We start from the raw sequence: 15,244 nt of genomic DNA, 5'->3' as shown, positions 1-15,244 counted from the left end.
AGGCACACGCCAGAAGGTACGGGCAATGTTGAAATTTATCCTACGTCGCTGTCTTGAAGCGATTCCAACGCTATTTATTCTCATCACGATTTCATTCTTCATGATGCGCCTTGCGCCGGGAAGTCCATTTACCGGTGAGCGTACGCTGCCGCCAGAAGTCATGGCGAATATCGAAGCGAAATACCACTTGAACGATCCTATCTCCACCCAGTACTTCAATTACCTGAAGCAGCTGGCCCACGGCGATTTTGGACCGTCATTTAAATATAAAGACTATTCCGTTAACGACCTGGTCGCGTCCAGCTTCCCGGTTTCGGCTAAGTTGGGTGCTGCGGCATTCATTCTGGCCATCGTTTTCGGCGTCACCGCGGGCGTTATCGCCGCGCTCAGACAAAATACCAAATGGGATTATGCCGTAATGGGGGTGGCAATGACCGGGGTAGTGATACCCAGCTTCGTTGTCGCGCCATTACTGGTGATGATATTTGCCATCACGCTGAAGTGGCTGCCGGGCGGCGGCTGGAACGGCGGGGCATTGAAGTTCATGATTTTGCCGATGGTAGCATTATCTCTGGCGTACATTGCCAGTATCGCGCGTATTACCCGTGGTTCAATGATCGAAGTGCTGCACTCGAACTTCATTCGTACCGCGCGCGCTAAAGGGCTGCCGATGCGTCGGATTATCTTCCTCCACGCGCTCAAACCGGCGCTGTTACCCGTGCTCTCCTACATGGGACCGGCATTCGTGGGGATCATCACCGGCTCAATGGTTATCGAAACAATCTACGGCCTGCCTGGCATTGGTCAGCTGTTCGTTAACGGCGCGCTTAACCGCGACTATTCGCTGGTTCTGAGCCTGACGATTCTCGTCGGTGCGCTGACCATTCTCTTCAACGCTATCGTCGATGTGCTGTATGCCGTCATCGACCCGAAAATTCGTTACTAACGCTGGAGCACGCCATGATGTTGAGTAAGAAAAACAGCGAGGCGCTGGAAAACTTCAGTGAAAAACTGGAAGTAGAAGGTCGTAGCCTCTGGCAGGACGCGCGCCGTCGCTTTATGCACAACCGTGCTGCGGTTGCCAGTCTGGTTGTTCTGGTGATCATTGCGCTGTTTGTGACCCTGGCGCCGATGCTGTCGCAATTTACCTATTTCGACACCGACTGGGGCATGATGTCCAGCGCGCCGGATATGGAGTCTGGCCACTATTTTGGCACGGACTCTTCCGGACGCGATCTGCTGGTGCGTGTCGCTATCGGTGGCCGTATCTCGCTGATGGTCGGTATTGCTGCCGCGCTGGTGGCCGTGATCGTAGGTACGCTCTACGGCTCACTTTCCGGCTATCTTGGCGGTAAAATCGACTCGGTAATGATGCGTCTGCTTGAAATCCTGAACTCCTTCCCGTTCATGTTCTTCGTCATCCTGCTGGTGACCTTCTTCGGTCAGAATATCCTGTTGATCTTCGTGGCCATCGGGATGGTTTCCTGGCTGGATATGGCGCGTATTGTCCGCGGCCAGACGCTGAGCCTTAAACGCAAAGAGTTTATCGAAGCCGCGCAGGTCGGCGGTGTCTCTACCGGGAATATCGTGGTTCGCCATATCGTTCCTAACGTGCTGGGCGTGGTGGTGGTCTATGCCTCACTGCTGGTGCCAAGCATGATCCTGTTTGAATCCTTCCTGAGCTTCCTCGGTCTGGGTACGCAAGAGCCGCTGAGCAGCTGGGGCGCTCTGCTGAGTGACGGTGCAAACTCAATGGAAGTGTCACCGTGGCTGCTGTTATACCCGGCGGGTTTCCTGGTCGTTACCCTGTTTTGTTTTAACTTTATCGGCGATGGCCTGCGTGATGCCCTCGACCCGAAAGACCGTTAAGGAGCGCCGTCATGACAATTATTGAAACGGCAACCGCGCCACAGGCGCAGCAGCGGAGCGACCTTCTGCTGGACGTAAAAGATCTTCGCGTCACCTTTAAGACCCCGGACGGTGATGTGACCGCCGTGAACGATCTCAACTTCAACCTGCGCGCGGGCGAAACGCTCGGCATCGTGGGTGAATCTGGATCCGGGAAGTCCCAGACCGCCTTTGCGCTAATGGGCCTGCTGGCCGCTAACGGTGTGATTGGCGGTTCCGCGAAATTCAACGGTCGCGAAATCCTCAACCTGCCGGAGCACGAGCTGAACAAGCTGCGCGCCGAACAGATCTCGATGATTTTCCAGGATCCGATGACTTCCCTGAACCCGTACATGCGCGTCGGTGAGCAGCTGATGGAAGTCCTGATGCTGCACAAAGGTCTGGGCAAAGCCGAAGCCTTTGAAGAGTCGGTCAAAATGCTTGATGCGGTGAAAATGCCGGAGGCGCGCAAGCGCATGCGTATGTTCCCGCACGAGTTCTCTGGCGGGATGCGTCAGCGCGTGATGATTGCGATGGCGCTGCTGTGCCGGCCAAAACTGCTGATTGCCGACGAACCGACCACCGCGCTGGACGTTACCGTTCAGGCACAAATCATGACCCTGCTGAACGAGCTCAAGCGTGAGTTCAATACGGCGATTATCATGATCACCCACGACCTGGGCGTGGTGGCGGGCATCTGTGACAAAGTGCTGGTGATGTACGCCGGTCGTACCATGGAATACGGCAAAGCGCGTGACGTGTTCTATCAGCCAGCTCATCCTTACTCAATTGGCCTGCTGAACGCGGTGCCGCGCCTTGATGCGGAAGGGGAATCCCTGCTCACCATTCCGGGCAACCCGCCAAACCTGCTGCGCCTGCCGAAAGGCTGTCCGTTCCAGCCGCGCTGCCCGCACGCGATGGAAATCTGCAACAGCGCACCGCCGCTGGAAGAGTTTGCACCAGGCCGTCTGCGCGCCTGCTTTAAGCCGCAGGAGGAGCTGGTATGAACGCATTAGATGAAAAACGCAATGTGCTGCTCGAGATTGCTGACCTTAAGGTGCATTTCGACATCAAAGATGGCAAACAGTGGTTCTGGCAGCCGTCGAAGACCCTGAAAGCGGTGGACGGCGTCACGCTGCGCCTCTATGAAGGGGAAACCCTGGGCGTGGTGGGCGAGTCCGGCTGCGGTAAATCGACCTTTGCGCGCGCCATTATCGGTCTGGTGAAAGCCACCGACGGTAAAGTGGCCTGGCTGGGTAAAGATCTGCTGGGCATGAAATCTGACGAGTGGCGCGACGTGCGCAGCGATATCCAGATGATTTTCCAGGATCCGCTGGCGTCATTAAACCCGCGTATGACCATCGGTGAGATTATTGCCGAGCCGCTGCGTACCTATCATCCGAAGATGTCCCGTCAGGAAGTGCGCGATCGCGTTAAGGCAATGATGCTGAAAGTCGGGCTGCTGCCTAACCTCATCAACCGCTATCCTCACGAGTTCTCCGGCGGTCAGTGTCAGCGTATTGGCATTGCGCGTGCGCTGATCCTCGAACCGAAGCTGATTATCTGTGATGAACCGGTTTCCGCGCTCGACGTCTCCATTCAGGCACAGGTGGTTAACCTGCTGCAGAAGCTGCAGCGCGAAATGGGGCTGTCGCTGATCTTCATCGCGCATGACCTGGCCGTGGTGAAACACATCTCTGACCGCGTGCTGGTGATGTATCTGGGGCACGCCGTGGAGCTGGGCACCTATGACGAGGTGTACCACAATCCGCTGCACCCATACACCAGGGCGCTGATGTCGGCGGTGCCGATTCCCGATCCCGATCTGGAGAAAAATAAAACCATCCAGCTTCTGGAAGGGGAATTGCCTTCACCGATTAATCCGCCGTCGGGCTGCGTTTTCCGTACGCGCTGCCCAATGGCCGGGCCGGAATGTGCAAAAACGCGACCGGTTCTGGAAGGCAGTTTCCGACATGCGGTTTCCTGCCTGAAAGTAGACCCGTTATAATCGCAAGGGCTGACATGATGTCAGCCCTTATTTTTTGCGAGGTCACTGTGTCGCGTTTATTCACGTCAGCCCGTCGGCGGCTATATCATTTTTTATTCGATCCTGAAACGGTTTCCGGACGACGATTCGAAGGTATTTGCGGTTTATTTGCGCTTCTCAGCGTGGTGGTCATCTTTATTGAATCGGGTGCCGGGACGCAATACCACCTGACGTTTGACGAATGGCATATCTTTGTCTGGCTTGAGCTGGCGATTACCCTGGTTTTTACCGCTGAATATCTTCTCCGGGTAATAGCCTGGCCCAACCCGGCCCGATATGTTTTCAGCTTCTGGGGATTTATTGATTTAGCCACCATTCTGCCGCTCTACGTAATGTGGCTGTGGCCGGAAATCAGCCTGAGCTATGTCTTTGCCTGGCGGGCGATGCGCGTTATTCGGGTATTACGTATTCTGAAATTACTGCGCTTTATGCCGTCATTGCGCGTGTTCTGGAGTGCGATCGTCAGCGCCCGGCATCAGCTTATTTTGTTCTACTCGTTTATCGCCATCGTCATGATTGTTTTTGGCGCGCTGATGTATTTAATAGAAGGGCCTAAATATGGCTTTACGACCCTCAATGCGTCCGTCTACTGGGCCATTGTGACCGTGACGACCGTGGGGTACGGTGATATTACGCCCCATACGCCATTGGGTCGCATCGTGGCGTCAGTGCTGATTTTGATTGGTTATTCGGTCATTGCGATCCCGACCGGGCTTATTACCACGCACATGAGCAGCGCATTTCAGAGCCGCAAGCAGCAGCACAAATGTCCGGCATGTCATCAGGGGGAACATGACCTCAACGCGCGGTTTTGTAACCGCTGCGGAAGTGCGTTGCCGGAGTAAATAAAAAAGGCTGCAATCGCAGCCTTTTTATTATTCGCGCCAGAGAATATGGCACAGCTTGTGGTCTTTCTCTCGACAGAGCAGGACGCGGGCGAAAATATCGTTAATCTCGCCGCCGTCTTCATCGGCCAGCCCGATGACCACTTCGGCAAAGAAGTCCGGATTCAGATCGAAATCCACATGCTCAGCCCAGTCTTCTGAAGGGTCGAACAGTTCGGCACCGCCGCGCTCTTCGAACTGCAGATTAAAGAGGATCACGTCTGCGGGATCGAGGTTATCAACCGCCAGTTCGAGAAAAATGTCATAGGCCTGCTCGAGCGTTTCGTCTTCGGTCAGGCGATTGTTCAGATCCATTTCCATGATGACTACCTGTTTAACATCGTTGGGCACGTTTTACAGCAACGGACTAAAGAAGTAAAACAGTCGTTCGGCAATTCTCTGCCACAGCGGACGTTTTACCCACAGTCTGGCATCCAGCAGCCGCGAGCGGGAGATATAATCATCCTGCACCGCCGCGAGATCGCCGCCAAAGCCCGCATCATCAATAACCAACGTGATTTCAAAGTTGAGCCACAGGCTGCGCATATCCAGGTTGACCGTTCCCACCAGGCTCAGTTCGCCGTCGACAAGAACGCTCTTGGTATGGAGTAATCCGCCTTCGAACTGGTAGATCTTCACCCCGGCGGCCAGCAGTTCGCTGAAGAATGCCCGGCTGGCCCAGCCCACCAGAAGGGAGTCATTTTTGCGCGGCAAAATAATGCTCACATCGACGCCGCGCTGCGCCGCGGTACAGATCGCGTGCAGGAGGTCGTCGCTGGGGACAAAGTAGGGCGTCGTCATGATCAGGTATTCACGCGCCGAGTACGTCGCCGTCAGCAGCGCCTGATGAATCAAATCCTCCGGGAAGCCCGGCCCGGAAGCAATGGTATGAATGGTGTGACCGCTGGCCTCTTCAAACGGCATAATATTGCCGTCCGGCGGTGGCGGCAGAATGCGTTTGCCGGTTTCTATCTCCCAGTCGCAGGAGTAAACGATGCCCATCGAGGTGGCAATCGGCCCCTCCATTCGCGCCATCAAATCCACCCACTGGCCCACGCCCGAGTCCTGCTTGAAGAAGCGCGGGTCAACCATATTCATGCTGCCGGTGTAGGCAATATAGTTATCGATCATGATCATTTTGCGGTGCTGACGGAGATCCATCCGGCGCAGAAACACGCGCAGGAGATTGACCTTCAGCGCCTCAACCACTTCGATACCGGCATTGCGCATCATGCCCGCCCAGGGGCTGCGGAAAAATGCCACGCTGCCCGCAGAGTCAAGCATCAGGCGGCAGTGAATGCCGCGTCGCGCGGCGGCCATCAGCGATTCAGCGACCTGGTCAGCCATCCCGCCGGGCTGCCAGATATAAAAAACCATCTCGATATTATGACGCGCCAGCTGAATATCGCGGATTAACGCCTGCATGACGTCGTCGGACGAGGTCAGCAGCTGGAGTTGATTGCCCTTAACGCCACCAATCCCCTGACGGCGCTCGCACAGCTTAAATAGTGACGATGCGACGCTGCTGTTCTCCTCGGCGAAGATATGCTTGCAGGCCTTAAGATCGTTCAGCCACTTTGCGGTTGAGGGCCACATGGCGCGGGCCCGCTCGGCGCGGCGTTTACCGAGATGAAGCTCACCGAAAGAGAGATAGGCAATAATTCCCACCAGCGGCAGGATGTAGATGATCAGAAGCCAGGCCATGGCAGAGGGTACGGCTCTGCGCTTCATCAGGATGCGTAACGTCACACCCGCGATTAACAGCCAGTATCCCAAAATGACCAGCCAACTCACCACGGTGTAGAAGGTTGTCATAGGTAAAAAAATCCTTTTGAAAGCGTATTGTTATGAGTGTACGCATCAGGATTCATCTGGCAAATAAAAACGCCAGGTAAAAGCGCTGGTTTGCTGCCGGGTTGGGTTTATAATGGCGACTCTGTTAAAGAAAGAGTTGTAGACATGAAGCGCAGTAGAACAGAAGTAGGGCGCTGGCGCATGTTGCGACAGGTGAGCCGTCGCAAGGCTCGTTGGCTGGAAGCACAATCCCGCCGCAATATGCGTATTCACGCCATCAGAAAATGTGGAATGACCCGGCACCGCAACGCGTTGCTGTTCGCAGTCCAGGATATCTGAGTACCATGAGGGCACCGTAATGGTGCCCGCTGATTTTATAGAGTCTGATTTTAAGGAGTAGCGTATTTGCAGCGCTATTCCTGCTGTATTGAGCAAAAGGAGGGAGAAGTGTTTGCGGAGTTTGGCGTACTGAATTTCTGGACGTATGTTGTTGGCGCGTTGTTTATCGTGCTGGTACCGGGGCCGAATACCCTGTTTGTGCTCAAAACCGGAATTGGACACGGCGTTAAAAAAGGATATCTTGCCGCGTCAGGCGTATTTATCGGCGATGCGGTACTGATGTTTCTGGCCTGGGCGGGCGTCGCGGCATTAATTCAGACCACCCCGGTGCTGTTTAATATCGTGCGCTATCTCGGGGCTTTCTATCTGCTCTGGCTGGGGGGCAAAATGCTCTGGTCGGTGGTGAATCGTCAAAAAAACGCCCATGAGAGCGCCCCCGAACCTGCCAGTATGATCATGAAACGTTCGCTGGTGTTAAGCCTGACCAATCCCAAAGCGATTCTGTTCTACGTATCGTTCTTTGTTCAGTTCATTGACGTGAACGCACAGAGCACCGGCACCTCTTTCCTGATCCTCGCGACGACGCTGGAGTTAATAAGCTTTATGTACATGAGCTTCCTGATCTTCTCCGGTGCGTTTGTCACGCGCTATCTCAAAACGAAAAAGAAACTGGCAAAGCTGGGGAACGGGCTGATAGGGCTGCTGTTTGTCGGGTTTGCGGCGAGGTTGGCGTCGCTGCATTGATTGATGAAAGGCTCCTGCGGGAGCCTTTTTAATTCTGTTTGACAATCCCTCATCATTTGGTTGTATAGTACAACTAAATGATGAGGGCATAATATGCACAGCGAAACCCCGGTAGTCAGTGTTATTCGACGTTCCTCGCGCCTGATGGTGCGAGAGTTAGGTTTTATGGGTTCTACCCTGGCCTCAACGAATTACTCGCCTTCGGCCGTCCATACCCTGGTTGAAATTGCGCTACGCAAAGAGATGACGGCGAGTCAGCTGGTGCAACTGCTGGGTCTGGAAAAGTCCAGCGTCAGCCGGATGCTGGCTCGCCTGATCGCCGCAGGCGAACTCGAGGAAGTCATTTCTACTGAGGATGCGAGAGCAAAGAGCCTCAGGCTGACCGCGAAAGGTCACGAGACGGTCAGCAAAATTAATGCCTTCAGCAATGAGCGCGTGGTTACAGCAATAAAGCGTCTTGCTCCTGCCCAGCAGCAGACCATCTCTGAGGGGCTCTCCCTTTATGCTAACTCGCTGCTGGCATGTCGTGAAACGGGCAACGATATGCACCCCGACGAGCTGAAGATAGTGCAGGGGTATATCCCCGGCATGATTGGCCGGATCGCGGAGATGCATGGCAGCTATTATTCGCGGGAGCATAATTTTGGTCGCTTCTTCGAGGCCAAAGTGGCTTCAGGGCTGGCCGAGTTTAGTGAAAGACTGGAGAAGCCCTGTAACCAGATTTGGCTGGCGGTACTCAACGACAAAATTGTCGGCTCGGTGGCGATAGATGGCGAAGATTTGGCGCCGGGTGAAGCCCATCTTCGCTGGTTCATTCTTGATGATGGCTGTCGGGGACATGGCGTGGGGAAAAAACTGCTGAATGAAGCGATGCGGTTCTGCGACAGTGTCGGTTTTTCTGCCATGCACCTCTGGACGTTCAATAAGCTGACCGCCGCCCGACGTCTGTACGAGTCGTTTGGGTTTACGCTGGTAAAGGAGTGGGAAGGTGACCAGTGGGGAAGTCTTATTACAGAGCAGCAGTTTACCCGGTACAGAGGCGTGTAATCGCGCCTAAAAAAAGGCTCCTTTCGGAGCCGCTTTGGTATTAGAACACTTTCTTGTACGGTCTGACCGTTACTTTTGCATACACACCCGCAGCAACGTACGGGTCTGCGTCGGCCCAGGCCTGAGCGGCTTCCTGGGATTCAAATTCAGCAATAACCGTGGAGCCGGCAAAACCGGCAGCACCCGGATCGTTGCTGTCTACTGCAGGCATGGGGCCAGCGGTCAGTAATCGGCCTTCATCCTGAAGCAACTGCAAACGTGCCAGATGCGCAGGGCGCACAGACTGGCGTTTTTCGAGCGAATCAGCAACATCTTCAGAGTAAATCACGTAAAACACGGCGAAGCTCCTTAACCGGTAAAAGTGTCAGTTACGTTATGTGAAAGGGCAAACGACTGCAATGTAAAATAAAAACAATGTTAATACCCTGATCTGAATGCGCCTTTTTTGGCCTCTCAGGCGCTAAAGTTGCGCCAGAACAAAGTGTCTTATTGAATATGATTGCTATTTGCATTTAAAATCAGGGTTCGGTTTTTTAACGTTGATGAATATGACTTCGATGACCCTTGATTTACCTCGCCGCTTTCCCTGGCCGACGCTGCTTTCTGTCGTTATTCACGGTGCCGTGGTGGCGGGTCTGCTGTATACCTCGGTTCATCAGGTTATTGAAATGCCCGCGCCCGCGCAGCCGATTTCCGTGACGATGGTATCGCCAGCGGACCTTGAACCGCCGCAGGTTACCCCTCCGCCGCCACAGCCGGTGGCTGAACCGGAGCCAGAACCCGAGCCCGTTCCGGAGCCACCGAAGGAAGCCCCGGTGGTGATCCACAAACCTGAACCGAAGCCAAAACCTAAGCCGAAGCCAAAGCCGGTGAAGAAGGTCGAGGAGCGTCCGAAACGTGAGGAACGTCCGGTTGAACCGCGCGCCGCCCAGCCGGTAGAAAATGCAGCGCCTTCACGTCCGGTGATGAACAATACGGCAACGACTTCAAAGCCAACGGTTACCGCGCCTGCGGGCCCGCGAGCCGTAAGCCGCAATCAGCCTCAGTATCCGGCGCGAGCTCAGGCCTTGCGTATTGAAGGCCGCGTACGGGTGAAATTTGACGTGACCGCGGATGGACGCGTGGATAACGTGGAAATCTTGTCTGCGCAACCGTCTAATATGTTTGAGCGCGAAGTGAAATCTGCCATGCGCAGATGGCGCTATGAGCCAGGCAAGCCGGGCAGCGGATTGATCGTCAATATCGTTTTCCGCCTCAACGGCGGGGCGCAGATGGAATAAAAAAAGCCTCCGAAAGGAGGCTTTTTTTTGCCTGTCGATCAGGCCTGTGGAAGTTGACGAGGTTTGCCCTCGCTGTCCACGGCGACATAAATAAACAGCGCTTCAGTGGCCTTATAACGTTGCCCAATCGGCTCAGAAGAGACTTTCTTCACCCAGACTTCGATATTGATGGAGATGGAGGTATTACCGCGTTTCACGCAGCGCGCGTAGCAGCAAACCACATCACCCACCGCCACCGGGCGAAGGAAGGTCATGCCGTCCACTCTCACGGTAACCACGCGCCCGTGGGCGATCTCTTTTGCCAGAATTGCCCCGCCCATATCCATCTGCGACATCAGCCAGCCGCCAAAAATATCGCCATTGGCATTGGTGTCAGCGGGCATTGCCAGTGTGCGTAAAACCAGTTCGCCCTGAGGGGCGTTAGTTGTTGTCATTGTTTTAACTCGTAACGGAAGACTTCAGGCGGGATGCTACTATGATTTCACAGCGGAGAGAATAGACCAGAACGCCTGTCGTTGACGTTCTGGTCAGTCATTAATCAGTGCTTGTCGTCCTGCGGCATATGGCGATAGATGTATACACCGCTTAACAGCGTAAAGATAAGCGTCAGCGCGGTCAGGCCGAAGACCTTAAAGTTGACCCAGATATTCTGCGGCAGCCAGAAGGCGATATAGATATTAGCGAGTCCGCAGAGAATAAAGAACACCGCCCATGCGATATTCAGACGCGACCAGACTTCCTGAGGCAGCGTCAGCTCTTTGCCCAGCATGCGCTGGATCAGCGGCTTTTTCATCACCCACTGGCTGATTAACAGTGCGCCCGCAAACAGCGCGTAAATCACGGTCACTTTCCACTTGATAAATTCATCGTTGTGGAAGAACAGCGTAAGCCCGCCAAATACGGCGACCAGGACGAAGGTGACAAGCGCCATTTTTTCGACTTTACGATAGCGAACCCAGCTGTAGATCAGTACGACGGCGGTTGCAACGATCAGCGCTGTGGTCGCGGCATAAATATCGTAGAGCTTATAAAAAGCAAAAAAGACCACGAGCGGTAAAAAATCAAGAAACTGCTTCATTCTGTGATTCCATCTTATGAGCGGGGCGGGAGACTGCGATGTCTCCCCGCCTCGGGATTACTGACGAATTAACATATACAGGCGGAACAGATAGACGAGCAGTACCGCTGAAATGAGATTGCTCAGCGTATTCGCCACCACGGCGCCAACATTAGGCGTTAATACCGCAAAATTCGGCGCAAACAATAACAGCAGCGTTTTGGCCAGCAGCCAGCCGATCACGGCGGGCGCCACCAGACGCATATTAGCCCATGCCAGCCTGATGCTGCTGCGCATCGCGGTAAAAATACCCATCTTACCCTGCACGACCATCACCGGGGCAAATGAGAGCACGATAGCCAGTAATACCCCCGGCACCACGACCAGCATAATCCCCATCTGCACCAGCAGGGTGGTCAAAAAGATCAGTATAAACAGCTTAGGTAAGACCGGCGCGCTGGCACCAATCGCCCGTAAGGCGCTGACCCGGTGACCCGCCGATACCAGCTGAATCATCAGCAACACGCCGCCCGCCAGAATTGCATTACCAATCAGGCCCGAGAACGTGGATGCGGCAGAAGCGCGCAGCAGAATTTGCTGCTGTTCCGGCGTCATATTTTGCACCAGCTCAAACAGCCCCACGCTACCCGCAAGATGGTCGCCCTGGCTCAGGCTGGCAATCTGTTCTTCACTCGGTGAGAACGCATGACCCAGCACCACCGTGATAAAGGCGCAAAGCAACGCGATCAGTAAAAAGGTAATGAACTGATTGCGGAAAAAGTTTCCCGTGTCACGGTAGACAGACTTCGCCGTGATAGACATGCACTCTCCTTGAGTATTGCAGGTGTTAATTAGCCGGCAATTGTACACCGGATGCACCTGCTGTGGCAGCATCAAGGCTTGTATGGAAAAGCATATCTTTGTAAAGCGGCGGTAATCCAACGCGCGCGCGGGCTCGGTTACAGGCTTCGTTGACCTGCCCATCTTCCCCCGACATGGCAAATTCCCGGCACGGGCTGGGGCGATCCTCATAGATGGAACATCGGGTAGAGACCCCAGGCTCACCCTGTAGCGCCACGCAGCGGGCCTGCTTTTGGTTCGTGCCGCTCATGCAGCGCAAGAAGGGGGTTAACGGCTCGGTAAGATGAACCGGAACGGTACCGCCGCCATCGCTGGCTTCGGCCCAGTAGAAAGAGACTCGAAAATACGCACAACAGGCTCCGCACGTCATGCACGGGTTAATATCACTCATGGCACACCTGCAAAAGAAGAACGCATCAAATCAACTTGTGAGAGCGATAAATTATCCAGCCGCCAGAGGAAGAGCAAGAGGGGGAAAAGGGAAAATTTTGTAACTGTGAAATGCCAAAAATTGACATGGAAACAACTTATTGGTTTTGGATGCGTAACAAAAAATTAATCCAGATCAATGAATGTTAAGTTACTGGTTTTAATGTGATCTGTGGCAGATCACTTATTACTCTTTTGTGAGTATATTCTCATCCGCGATTAAAACCACAACGATGGAGTGGATATGAAAAAATTAGCGGTGGCAGCCCTTGTATTAAGCAGTCTCTCTGGCGGCGCATATGCGCATGAAGCAGGCGAATTCTTTATTCGTGCCGGTTCGGCTACGGTTCGCCCAACTGAAGGATCGGATAACGTGCTGGGAATGGGCGGTTTTAACGTCAGTAATAATACCCAGTTAGGTTTAACCTTTACCTGGATGGCGACGGATAACGTGGGCGTTGAGCTTCTCGCTGCAACGCCGTTCCGTCATCGCGTAGGTTTAGGACCAACCGGCGATATCGCCACGGTTCACCATTTACCGCCAACGCTGATGGCGCAATGGTACTTTGGCGACTCAAGCAGCAAGTTACGTCCTTATATTGGCGCCGGTGTGAACTACACCACCTTCTTTGATGAGAAATTCAACGATACCGGTAAAGAGGCGGGTCTGACGGACCTCAGCCTGAAAGATTCGTGGGGCATGGCGGGACAGGTCGGTCTGGATTACCTGATTAATCGCGACTGGCTGATCAACGCCTCGGTCTGGTATATGGATATTGATACGGATGTACGCTTCAAGGCGGGCGGTCAGCAGCAAAGCATCAATACTCGTCTGGATCCGTGGGTGTTTATGTTCTCTGCGGGTTACCGTTTCTGATCCCCCATCAAACTGGCCACAGGGTGGCCAGTTTGCTTTGCTCACTTCAAAACGACGGATAAACCGGCCGCTCATCAAGCTTTACGCAGTGCCTCAGGATCTTTTCCCCATCATATAAATAGCTAAAAGCGTCGCTGGACAGGGAATGGAAGAGAATATCGCCGTTGGCAAACGGGATAATTTCAGTATCACCCGCACGTTTATGTCCCGCGCCGGTTTCAAAATGACCGTGCCACCGTTCCTGGGTATGGTCATAAACGTGAAGAATAACCTCGACAAGTCCTCTTTGCGGACAATTAAGGCGCAGGAAGGTAGAAGAGAAATTCAGGGACAGCGCATGGAAGGGAATCAATAAGGCGAAAACCAGTAAAGCTCGTAAATACATCAAACCGCGAAAACCTCCTTCAAAAGGGAAATGAGATTTTACTTAAGTCAAAAATCGCGTTTTTGCCGTGGATCAAGATGTCTTATTATTCAATACGATAAAGGCCCCTTACGAGGCCCTTAGCGATCATTTTTGAATCAGATAGCGAATGGTTGGGCCATCCTGCTGGATATCCAGCACCATATAACCGTGGTTTTTCGCATCCAGCGGTATGTTGTTGATGGACTGCGGGCAGTCGCTGACCACCTCCAGAATCTCACCTTTCTTTAGCTGCGGTAGAGCTTCAAGCGTAGCAACCGCAGGATATGGACAGGGCTCGCCAACCATATCCAGACGATAATCAGGCACGATCTCTTTCATGCTGCATTCTCCTGCGTTTCAGTTTTAACGCTCGCACGGCGGAAGAAACGTTTCTCCTGTGCGACGACCAGTAAAAAAGCGACCAACAGCAGGGCGTAGGTGACGAGCAGGCCGCCGAGAGGCCCGAAGGCGTTTAGCAGGTTGACCTTGTCCCAGCTGGTGGCCAGAACGGGAGACACGTCATCCCAGTAGTACGCCAGGATTGTAGAGCCAATCACATTTCCCAGCCCCACCCACCAGTAGTGCACCTGGCCTTCGACGGCGCGATACATCCAGCCGGTTTCACACCCGCCAGCCAGCACGATCCCGAAGCCGAACAGCAGGCCGCCAATGACCGCGTTAGGACCGGCCCACATGATTTTCGGTTCGACGCCCAGTTGGACATAGCTGAAGATGCCGATGGCGCTGACCGCCATCCCGGCGATAATCGCCTTAGCCATCATCGTACGCCCGGTGATCCACATATCGCGAAACGCGGAGGTAAAGCAGATCTGCGCGCGTTCAATGAGCAGACCAAAACCCACGCCGAACAGCATCGCCAGACCGAGCTTAGGCTGGTTCATGGCGGTGCAGAGCGCCCATGCAACCATGGCGAAAAAGACCAGCATTCCGAGACGGAAACGGCGGCGTGCCTGAGAGAGCTTCTGGGTTAACGGAGACGCTGCGCTGACTTTCGTCATTTTCACTGGAATGCGAAACAGCGGCAGCAGGGTGAATTTTGCGCCAAAGTAAGAGCCGATGGCCGTAGCAACGGCAAAGAACCAGGCGTGAAGCGAAAACTGAGGAATCCCGGTAAAGAAGGCGGCAAGGTTACACCCCATCGCCAGGCGCGCGCCAAACCCGGCAATGATACCGCCGACGATCGCCTGCAAAATGCGGATCCGGCTTTTAGGCATCCGCAACTTAACGTTGTTTGCCCACAGCGCGGCAGCGAAACAGCCGCCGAACATGCCGATGATCATCATCCCATCGATGCGGGTAAGCGGGGTGCCGTCCAGATGAATGAGTTTAAAGTATCCCCACTCTTCGGCATGCACGCCAGCGAGCTGCAGCAGCTGTCCACCCCAGCGGGTAAACTCGCCGGTCACGGCCCAGAAGGTACCGGTGATGCCAAAATAATAAGTAGAGAGAATGCCTGCCGCGATAACGGCCGGAACGGGTGACCAGAACTTAACCAGGTAAGCCTGTTTGAAGGATTGCCATGACATGAATAAGCCTCTGAACTCAGAAGGATTAAATATAAAAAAGAGTTC

At 54.0% G+C, this 15,244-nt stretch carries 20 protein-coding genes; 10 read left to right on the top strand and 10 right to left on the bottom strand.

The window, feature by feature from the left end; genetic code table 11:
- Positions 1-25: 25 nt before the first annotated feature.
- Genes oppB through V1587_RS15160 form a run of 5 tightly spaced genes read left to right on the top strand, consistent with a single transcriptional unit; the run spans position 26 to position 4,779 of the window.
- Entirely contained in the window at positions 26-946 is a 921-nt protein-coding gene (gene oppB / locus V1587_RS15180; protein ID WP_371898582.1) for an oligopeptide ABC transporter permease OppB, read from the top strand.
- 14 nt (positions 947-960) lie between these two features.
- Entirely contained in the window at positions 961-1,869 is a 909-nt protein-coding gene (gene oppC, locus V1587_RS15175) for an oligopeptide ABC transporter permease OppC (protein ID WP_023312096.1), read from the top strand.
- Positions 1,870-1,880: 11 nt separating this feature from the next.
- The gene (locus V1587_RS15170; RefSeq protein WP_045404931.1) at positions 1,881-2,894 is read left to right on the top strand and encodes an ABC transporter ATP-binding protein; all 1,014 of its coding nucleotides are present in this window, start codon (positions 1,881-1,883) and stop codon (positions 2,892-2,894) included.
- Positions 2,891-3,895, top strand: a complete 1,005-nt coding sequence (gene oppF, locus V1587_RS15165) for a murein tripeptide/oligopeptide ABC transporter ATP-binding protein OppF (RefSeq protein WP_371898581.1) — start codon at positions 2,891-2,893, stop codon at positions 3,893-3,895. The genes V1587_RS15170 and oppF overlap by 4 nt, the downstream gene beginning before the upstream one ends.
- 14 nt (positions 3,896-3,909) lie before the next feature.
- The gene (locus V1587_RS15160; protein WP_371898580.1) at positions 3,910-4,779 is read left to right on the top strand and encodes an ion transporter; all 870 of its coding nucleotides are present in this window, start codon (positions 3,910-3,912) and stop codon (positions 4,777-4,779) included.
- A gap of 30 nt (positions 4,780-4,809) precedes the next feature.
- Here V1587_RS15160 and V1587_RS15155 read toward each other — a convergent pair whose 3' ends face one another.
- Both V1587_RS15155 and cls read right to left on the bottom strand, forming a co-directional pair.
- Positions 4,810-5,139 carry an HI1450 family dsDNA-mimic protein gene (locus V1587_RS15155; protein ID WP_006810881.1) on the bottom strand — a complete coding sequence of 110 codons (330 nt, stop codon included), beginning with the start codon at positions 5,137-5,139 and terminating at the stop codon, positions 4,810-4,812.
- Between the two features lie 33 nt (positions 5,140-5,172).
- A complete protein-coding gene (gene cls / locus V1587_RS15150) occupies positions 5,173-6,633 on the bottom strand; it encodes a cardiolipin synthase (RefSeq protein WP_008502791.1) in 1,461 nt (486 codons plus the stop codon).
- Positions 6,634-6,777: 144 nt separating this feature from the next.
- Here cls and V1587_RS15145 point away from each other — a divergent pair, with 144 nt between their 5' ends.
- The 3 genes from V1587_RS15145 (at position 6,778) to V1587_RS15135 (ending at position 8,742) form a co-directional block, all read left to right on the top strand.
- Positions 6,778-6,951: a YciY family protein gene (locus tag V1587_RS15145; protein WP_021240326.1), complete on the top strand. Its 174-nt coding sequence runs from the start codon at positions 6,778-6,780 to the stop codon at positions 6,949-6,951.
- Between the two features lie 108 nt (positions 6,952-7,059).
- A complete protein-coding gene (gene leuE / locus V1587_RS15140; RefSeq protein WP_371898719.1) occupies positions 7,060-7,695 on the top strand; it encodes a leucine efflux protein LeuE in 636 nt (211 codons plus the stop codon).
- Between the two features lie 93 nt (positions 7,696-7,788).
- Complete coding sequence (locus V1587_RS15135) at positions 7,789-8,742, top strand: GNAT family N-acetyltransferase (RefSeq protein WP_371898579.1); 954 nt, start codon at positions 7,789-7,791, stop codon at positions 8,740-8,742.
- Between the two features lie 40 nt (positions 8,743-8,782).
- On the opposite strand, the gene V1587_RS15130 is transcribed toward V1587_RS15135, so the two are convergent.
- Positions 8,783-9,079 carry a YciI family protein gene (locus V1587_RS15130; RefSeq protein ID WP_023327637.1) on the bottom strand — a complete coding sequence of 99 codons (297 nt, stop codon included), beginning with the start codon at positions 9,077-9,079 and terminating at the stop codon, positions 8,783-8,785.
- 220 nt (positions 9,080-9,299) lie between these two features.
- Between V1587_RS15130 and tonB the strand changes: the two genes are divergently transcribed.
- Positions 9,300-10,022, top strand: a complete 723-nt coding sequence (gene tonB, locus V1587_RS15125) for a TonB system transport protein TonB (RefSeq protein ID WP_371898718.1) — start codon at positions 9,300-9,302, stop codon at positions 10,020-10,022.
- Positions 10,023-10,060: 38 nt separating this feature from the next.
- On the opposite strand, the gene yciA is transcribed toward tonB, so the two are convergent.
- The 4 genes from yciA to V1587_RS15105 all read right to left on the bottom strand — a co-directional run bounded on the left by yciA (position 10,061) and on the right by V1587_RS15105 (position 12,331).
- Positions 10,061-10,456 (bottom strand): acyl-CoA thioester hydrolase YciA, encoded by a 396-nt coding sequence (yciA, locus tag V1587_RS15120; RefSeq protein ID WP_008502796.1) that lies wholly within the window; start codon positions 10,454-10,456, stop codon positions 10,061-10,063.
- Positions 10,457-10,560: 104 nt separating this feature from the next.
- Positions 10,561-11,100, bottom strand: coding sequence for a septation protein A (locus V1587_RS15115; RefSeq protein WP_025756566.1), 540 nt, complete (start codon positions 11,098-11,100; stop codon positions 10,561-10,563).
- Positions 11,101-11,157: 57 nt separating this feature from the next.
- Positions 11,158-11,901 carry a YciC family protein gene (locus V1587_RS15110; RefSeq protein WP_371898578.1) on the bottom strand — a complete coding sequence of 248 codons (744 nt, stop codon included), beginning with the start codon at positions 11,899-11,901 and terminating at the stop codon, positions 11,158-11,160.
- 25 nt (positions 11,902-11,926) lie between these two features.
- Positions 11,927-12,331, bottom strand: a complete 405-nt coding sequence (locus tag V1587_RS15105; RefSeq protein ID WP_021240310.1) for a YkgJ family cysteine cluster protein — start codon at positions 12,329-12,331, stop codon at positions 11,927-11,929.
- A gap of 282 nt (positions 12,332-12,613) precedes the next feature.
- Between V1587_RS15105 and ompW the strand changes: the two genes are divergently transcribed.
- Positions 12,614-13,246 (top strand): outer membrane protein OmpW, encoded by a 633-nt coding sequence (gene ompW / locus V1587_RS15100; RefSeq protein WP_371898577.1) that lies wholly within the window; start codon positions 12,614-12,616, stop codon positions 13,244-13,246.
- Positions 13,247-13,292: 46 nt separating this feature from the next.
- Here ompW and V1587_RS15095 read toward each other — a convergent pair whose 3' ends face one another.
- The 3 genes from V1587_RS15095 to yedE all read right to left on the bottom strand — a co-directional run bounded on the left by V1587_RS15095 (position 13,293) and on the right by yedE (position 15,199).
- Positions 13,293-13,631: a hypothetical protein gene (locus V1587_RS15095; RefSeq protein WP_126328725.1), complete on the bottom strand. Its 339-nt coding sequence runs from the start codon at positions 13,629-13,631 to the stop codon at positions 13,293-13,295.
- A gap of 126 nt (positions 13,632-13,757) precedes the next feature.
- Positions 13,758-13,991: a sulfurtransferase-like selenium metabolism protein YedF gene (gene yedF / locus V1587_RS15090; protein WP_371898576.1), complete on the bottom strand. Its 234-nt coding sequence runs from the start codon at positions 13,989-13,991 to the stop codon at positions 13,758-13,760.
- Positions 13,988-15,199: a selenium metabolism membrane protein YedE/FdhT gene (gene yedE, locus V1587_RS15085; RefSeq protein WP_371898575.1), complete on the bottom strand. Its 1,212-nt coding sequence runs from the start codon at positions 15,197-15,199 to the stop codon at positions 13,988-13,990. Before yedE ends, yedF begins: the two co-directional genes overlap by 4 nt.
- Positions 15,200-15,244 lie beyond the last annotated feature (45 nt).

Source organism: Enterobacter sp. ECC-249 (genome assembly GCF_043965265.1).
In the GTDB taxonomy this organism is placed as follows: domain Bacteria; phylum Pseudomonadota; class Gammaproteobacteria; order Enterobacterales; family Enterobacteriaceae; genus Enterobacter; species Enterobacter quasiroggenkampii.
The sequence above is the reverse complement of the archived record's forward strand: the minus strand, read 5'-3'. Positions and strand labels throughout refer to the sequence as shown.

Bases quoted from the DNA above. Each gene is read 5' to 3' on its own strand.
- oppB (WP_371898582.1), top strand. From the start codon at position 26: ATGTTGAAATTTATCCTACGTCGCTGTCTTGAAGCGATTCCAACGCTA.
- oppC (WP_023312096.1), top strand. From the start codon at position 961: ATGATGTTGAGTAAGAAAAACAGCGAGGCGCTGGAAAACTTCAGTGAA.
- V1587_RS15170 (WP_045404931.1), top strand. From the start codon at position 1,881: ATGACAATTATTGAAACGGCAACCGCGCCACAGGCGCAGCAGCGGAGC.
- oppF (WP_371898581.1), top strand. From the start codon at position 2,891: ATGAACGCATTAGATGAAAAACGCAATGTGCTGCTCGAGATTGCTGAC.
- V1587_RS15160 (WP_371898580.1), top strand. From the start codon at position 3,910: ATGATGTCAGCCCTTATTTTTTGCGAGGTCACTGTGTCGCGTTTATTC.
- V1587_RS15155 (WP_006810881.1), bottom strand. From the start codon at position 5,139: ATGGAAATGGATCTGAACAATCGCCTGACCGAAGACGAAACGCTCGAG.
- cls (WP_008502791.1), bottom strand. From the start codon at position 6,633: ATGACAACCTTCTACACCGTGGTGAGTTGGCTGGTCATTTTGGGATAC.
- V1587_RS15145 (WP_021240326.1), top strand. From the start codon at position 6,778: ATGAAGCGCAGTAGAACAGAAGTAGGGCGCTGGCGCATGTTGCGACAG.
- V1587_RS15135 (WP_371898579.1), top strand. From the start codon at position 7,789: ATGCACAGCGAAACCCCGGTAGTCAGTGTTATTCGACGTTCCTCGCGC.
- tonB (WP_371898718.1), top strand. From the start codon at position 9,300: ATGACCCTTGATTTACCTCGCCGCTTTCCCTGGCCGACGCTGCTTTCT.
- yciA (WP_008502796.1), bottom strand. From the start codon at position 10,456: ATGACAACAACTAACGCCCCTCAGGGCGAACTGGTTTTACGCACACTG.
- V1587_RS15115 (WP_025756566.1), bottom strand. From the start codon at position 11,100: ATGAAGCAGTTTCTTGATTTTTTACCGCTCGTGGTCTTTTTTGCTTTT.
- V1587_RS15110 (WP_371898578.1), bottom strand. From the start codon at position 11,901: ATGTCTATCACGGCGAAGTCTGTCTACCGTGACACGGGAAACTTTTTC.
- V1587_RS15105 (WP_021240310.1), bottom strand. From the start codon at position 12,331: ATGAGTGATATTAACCCGTGCATGACGTGCGGAGCCTGTTGTGCGTAT.
- ompW (WP_371898577.1), top strand. From the start codon at position 12,614: ATGAAAAAATTAGCGGTGGCAGCCCTTGTATTAAGCAGTCTCTCTGGC.
- V1587_RS15095 (WP_126328725.1), bottom strand. From the start codon at position 13,631: ATGTATTTACGAGCTTTACTGGTTTTCGCCTTATTGATTCCCTTCCAT.
- yedF (WP_371898576.1), bottom strand. From the start codon at position 13,991: ATGAAAGAGATCGTGCCTGATTATCGTCTGGATATGGTTGGCGAGCCC.
- yedE (WP_371898575.1), bottom strand. From the start codon at position 15,199: ATGTCATGGCAATCCTTCAAACAGGCTTACCTGGTTAAGTTCTGGTCA.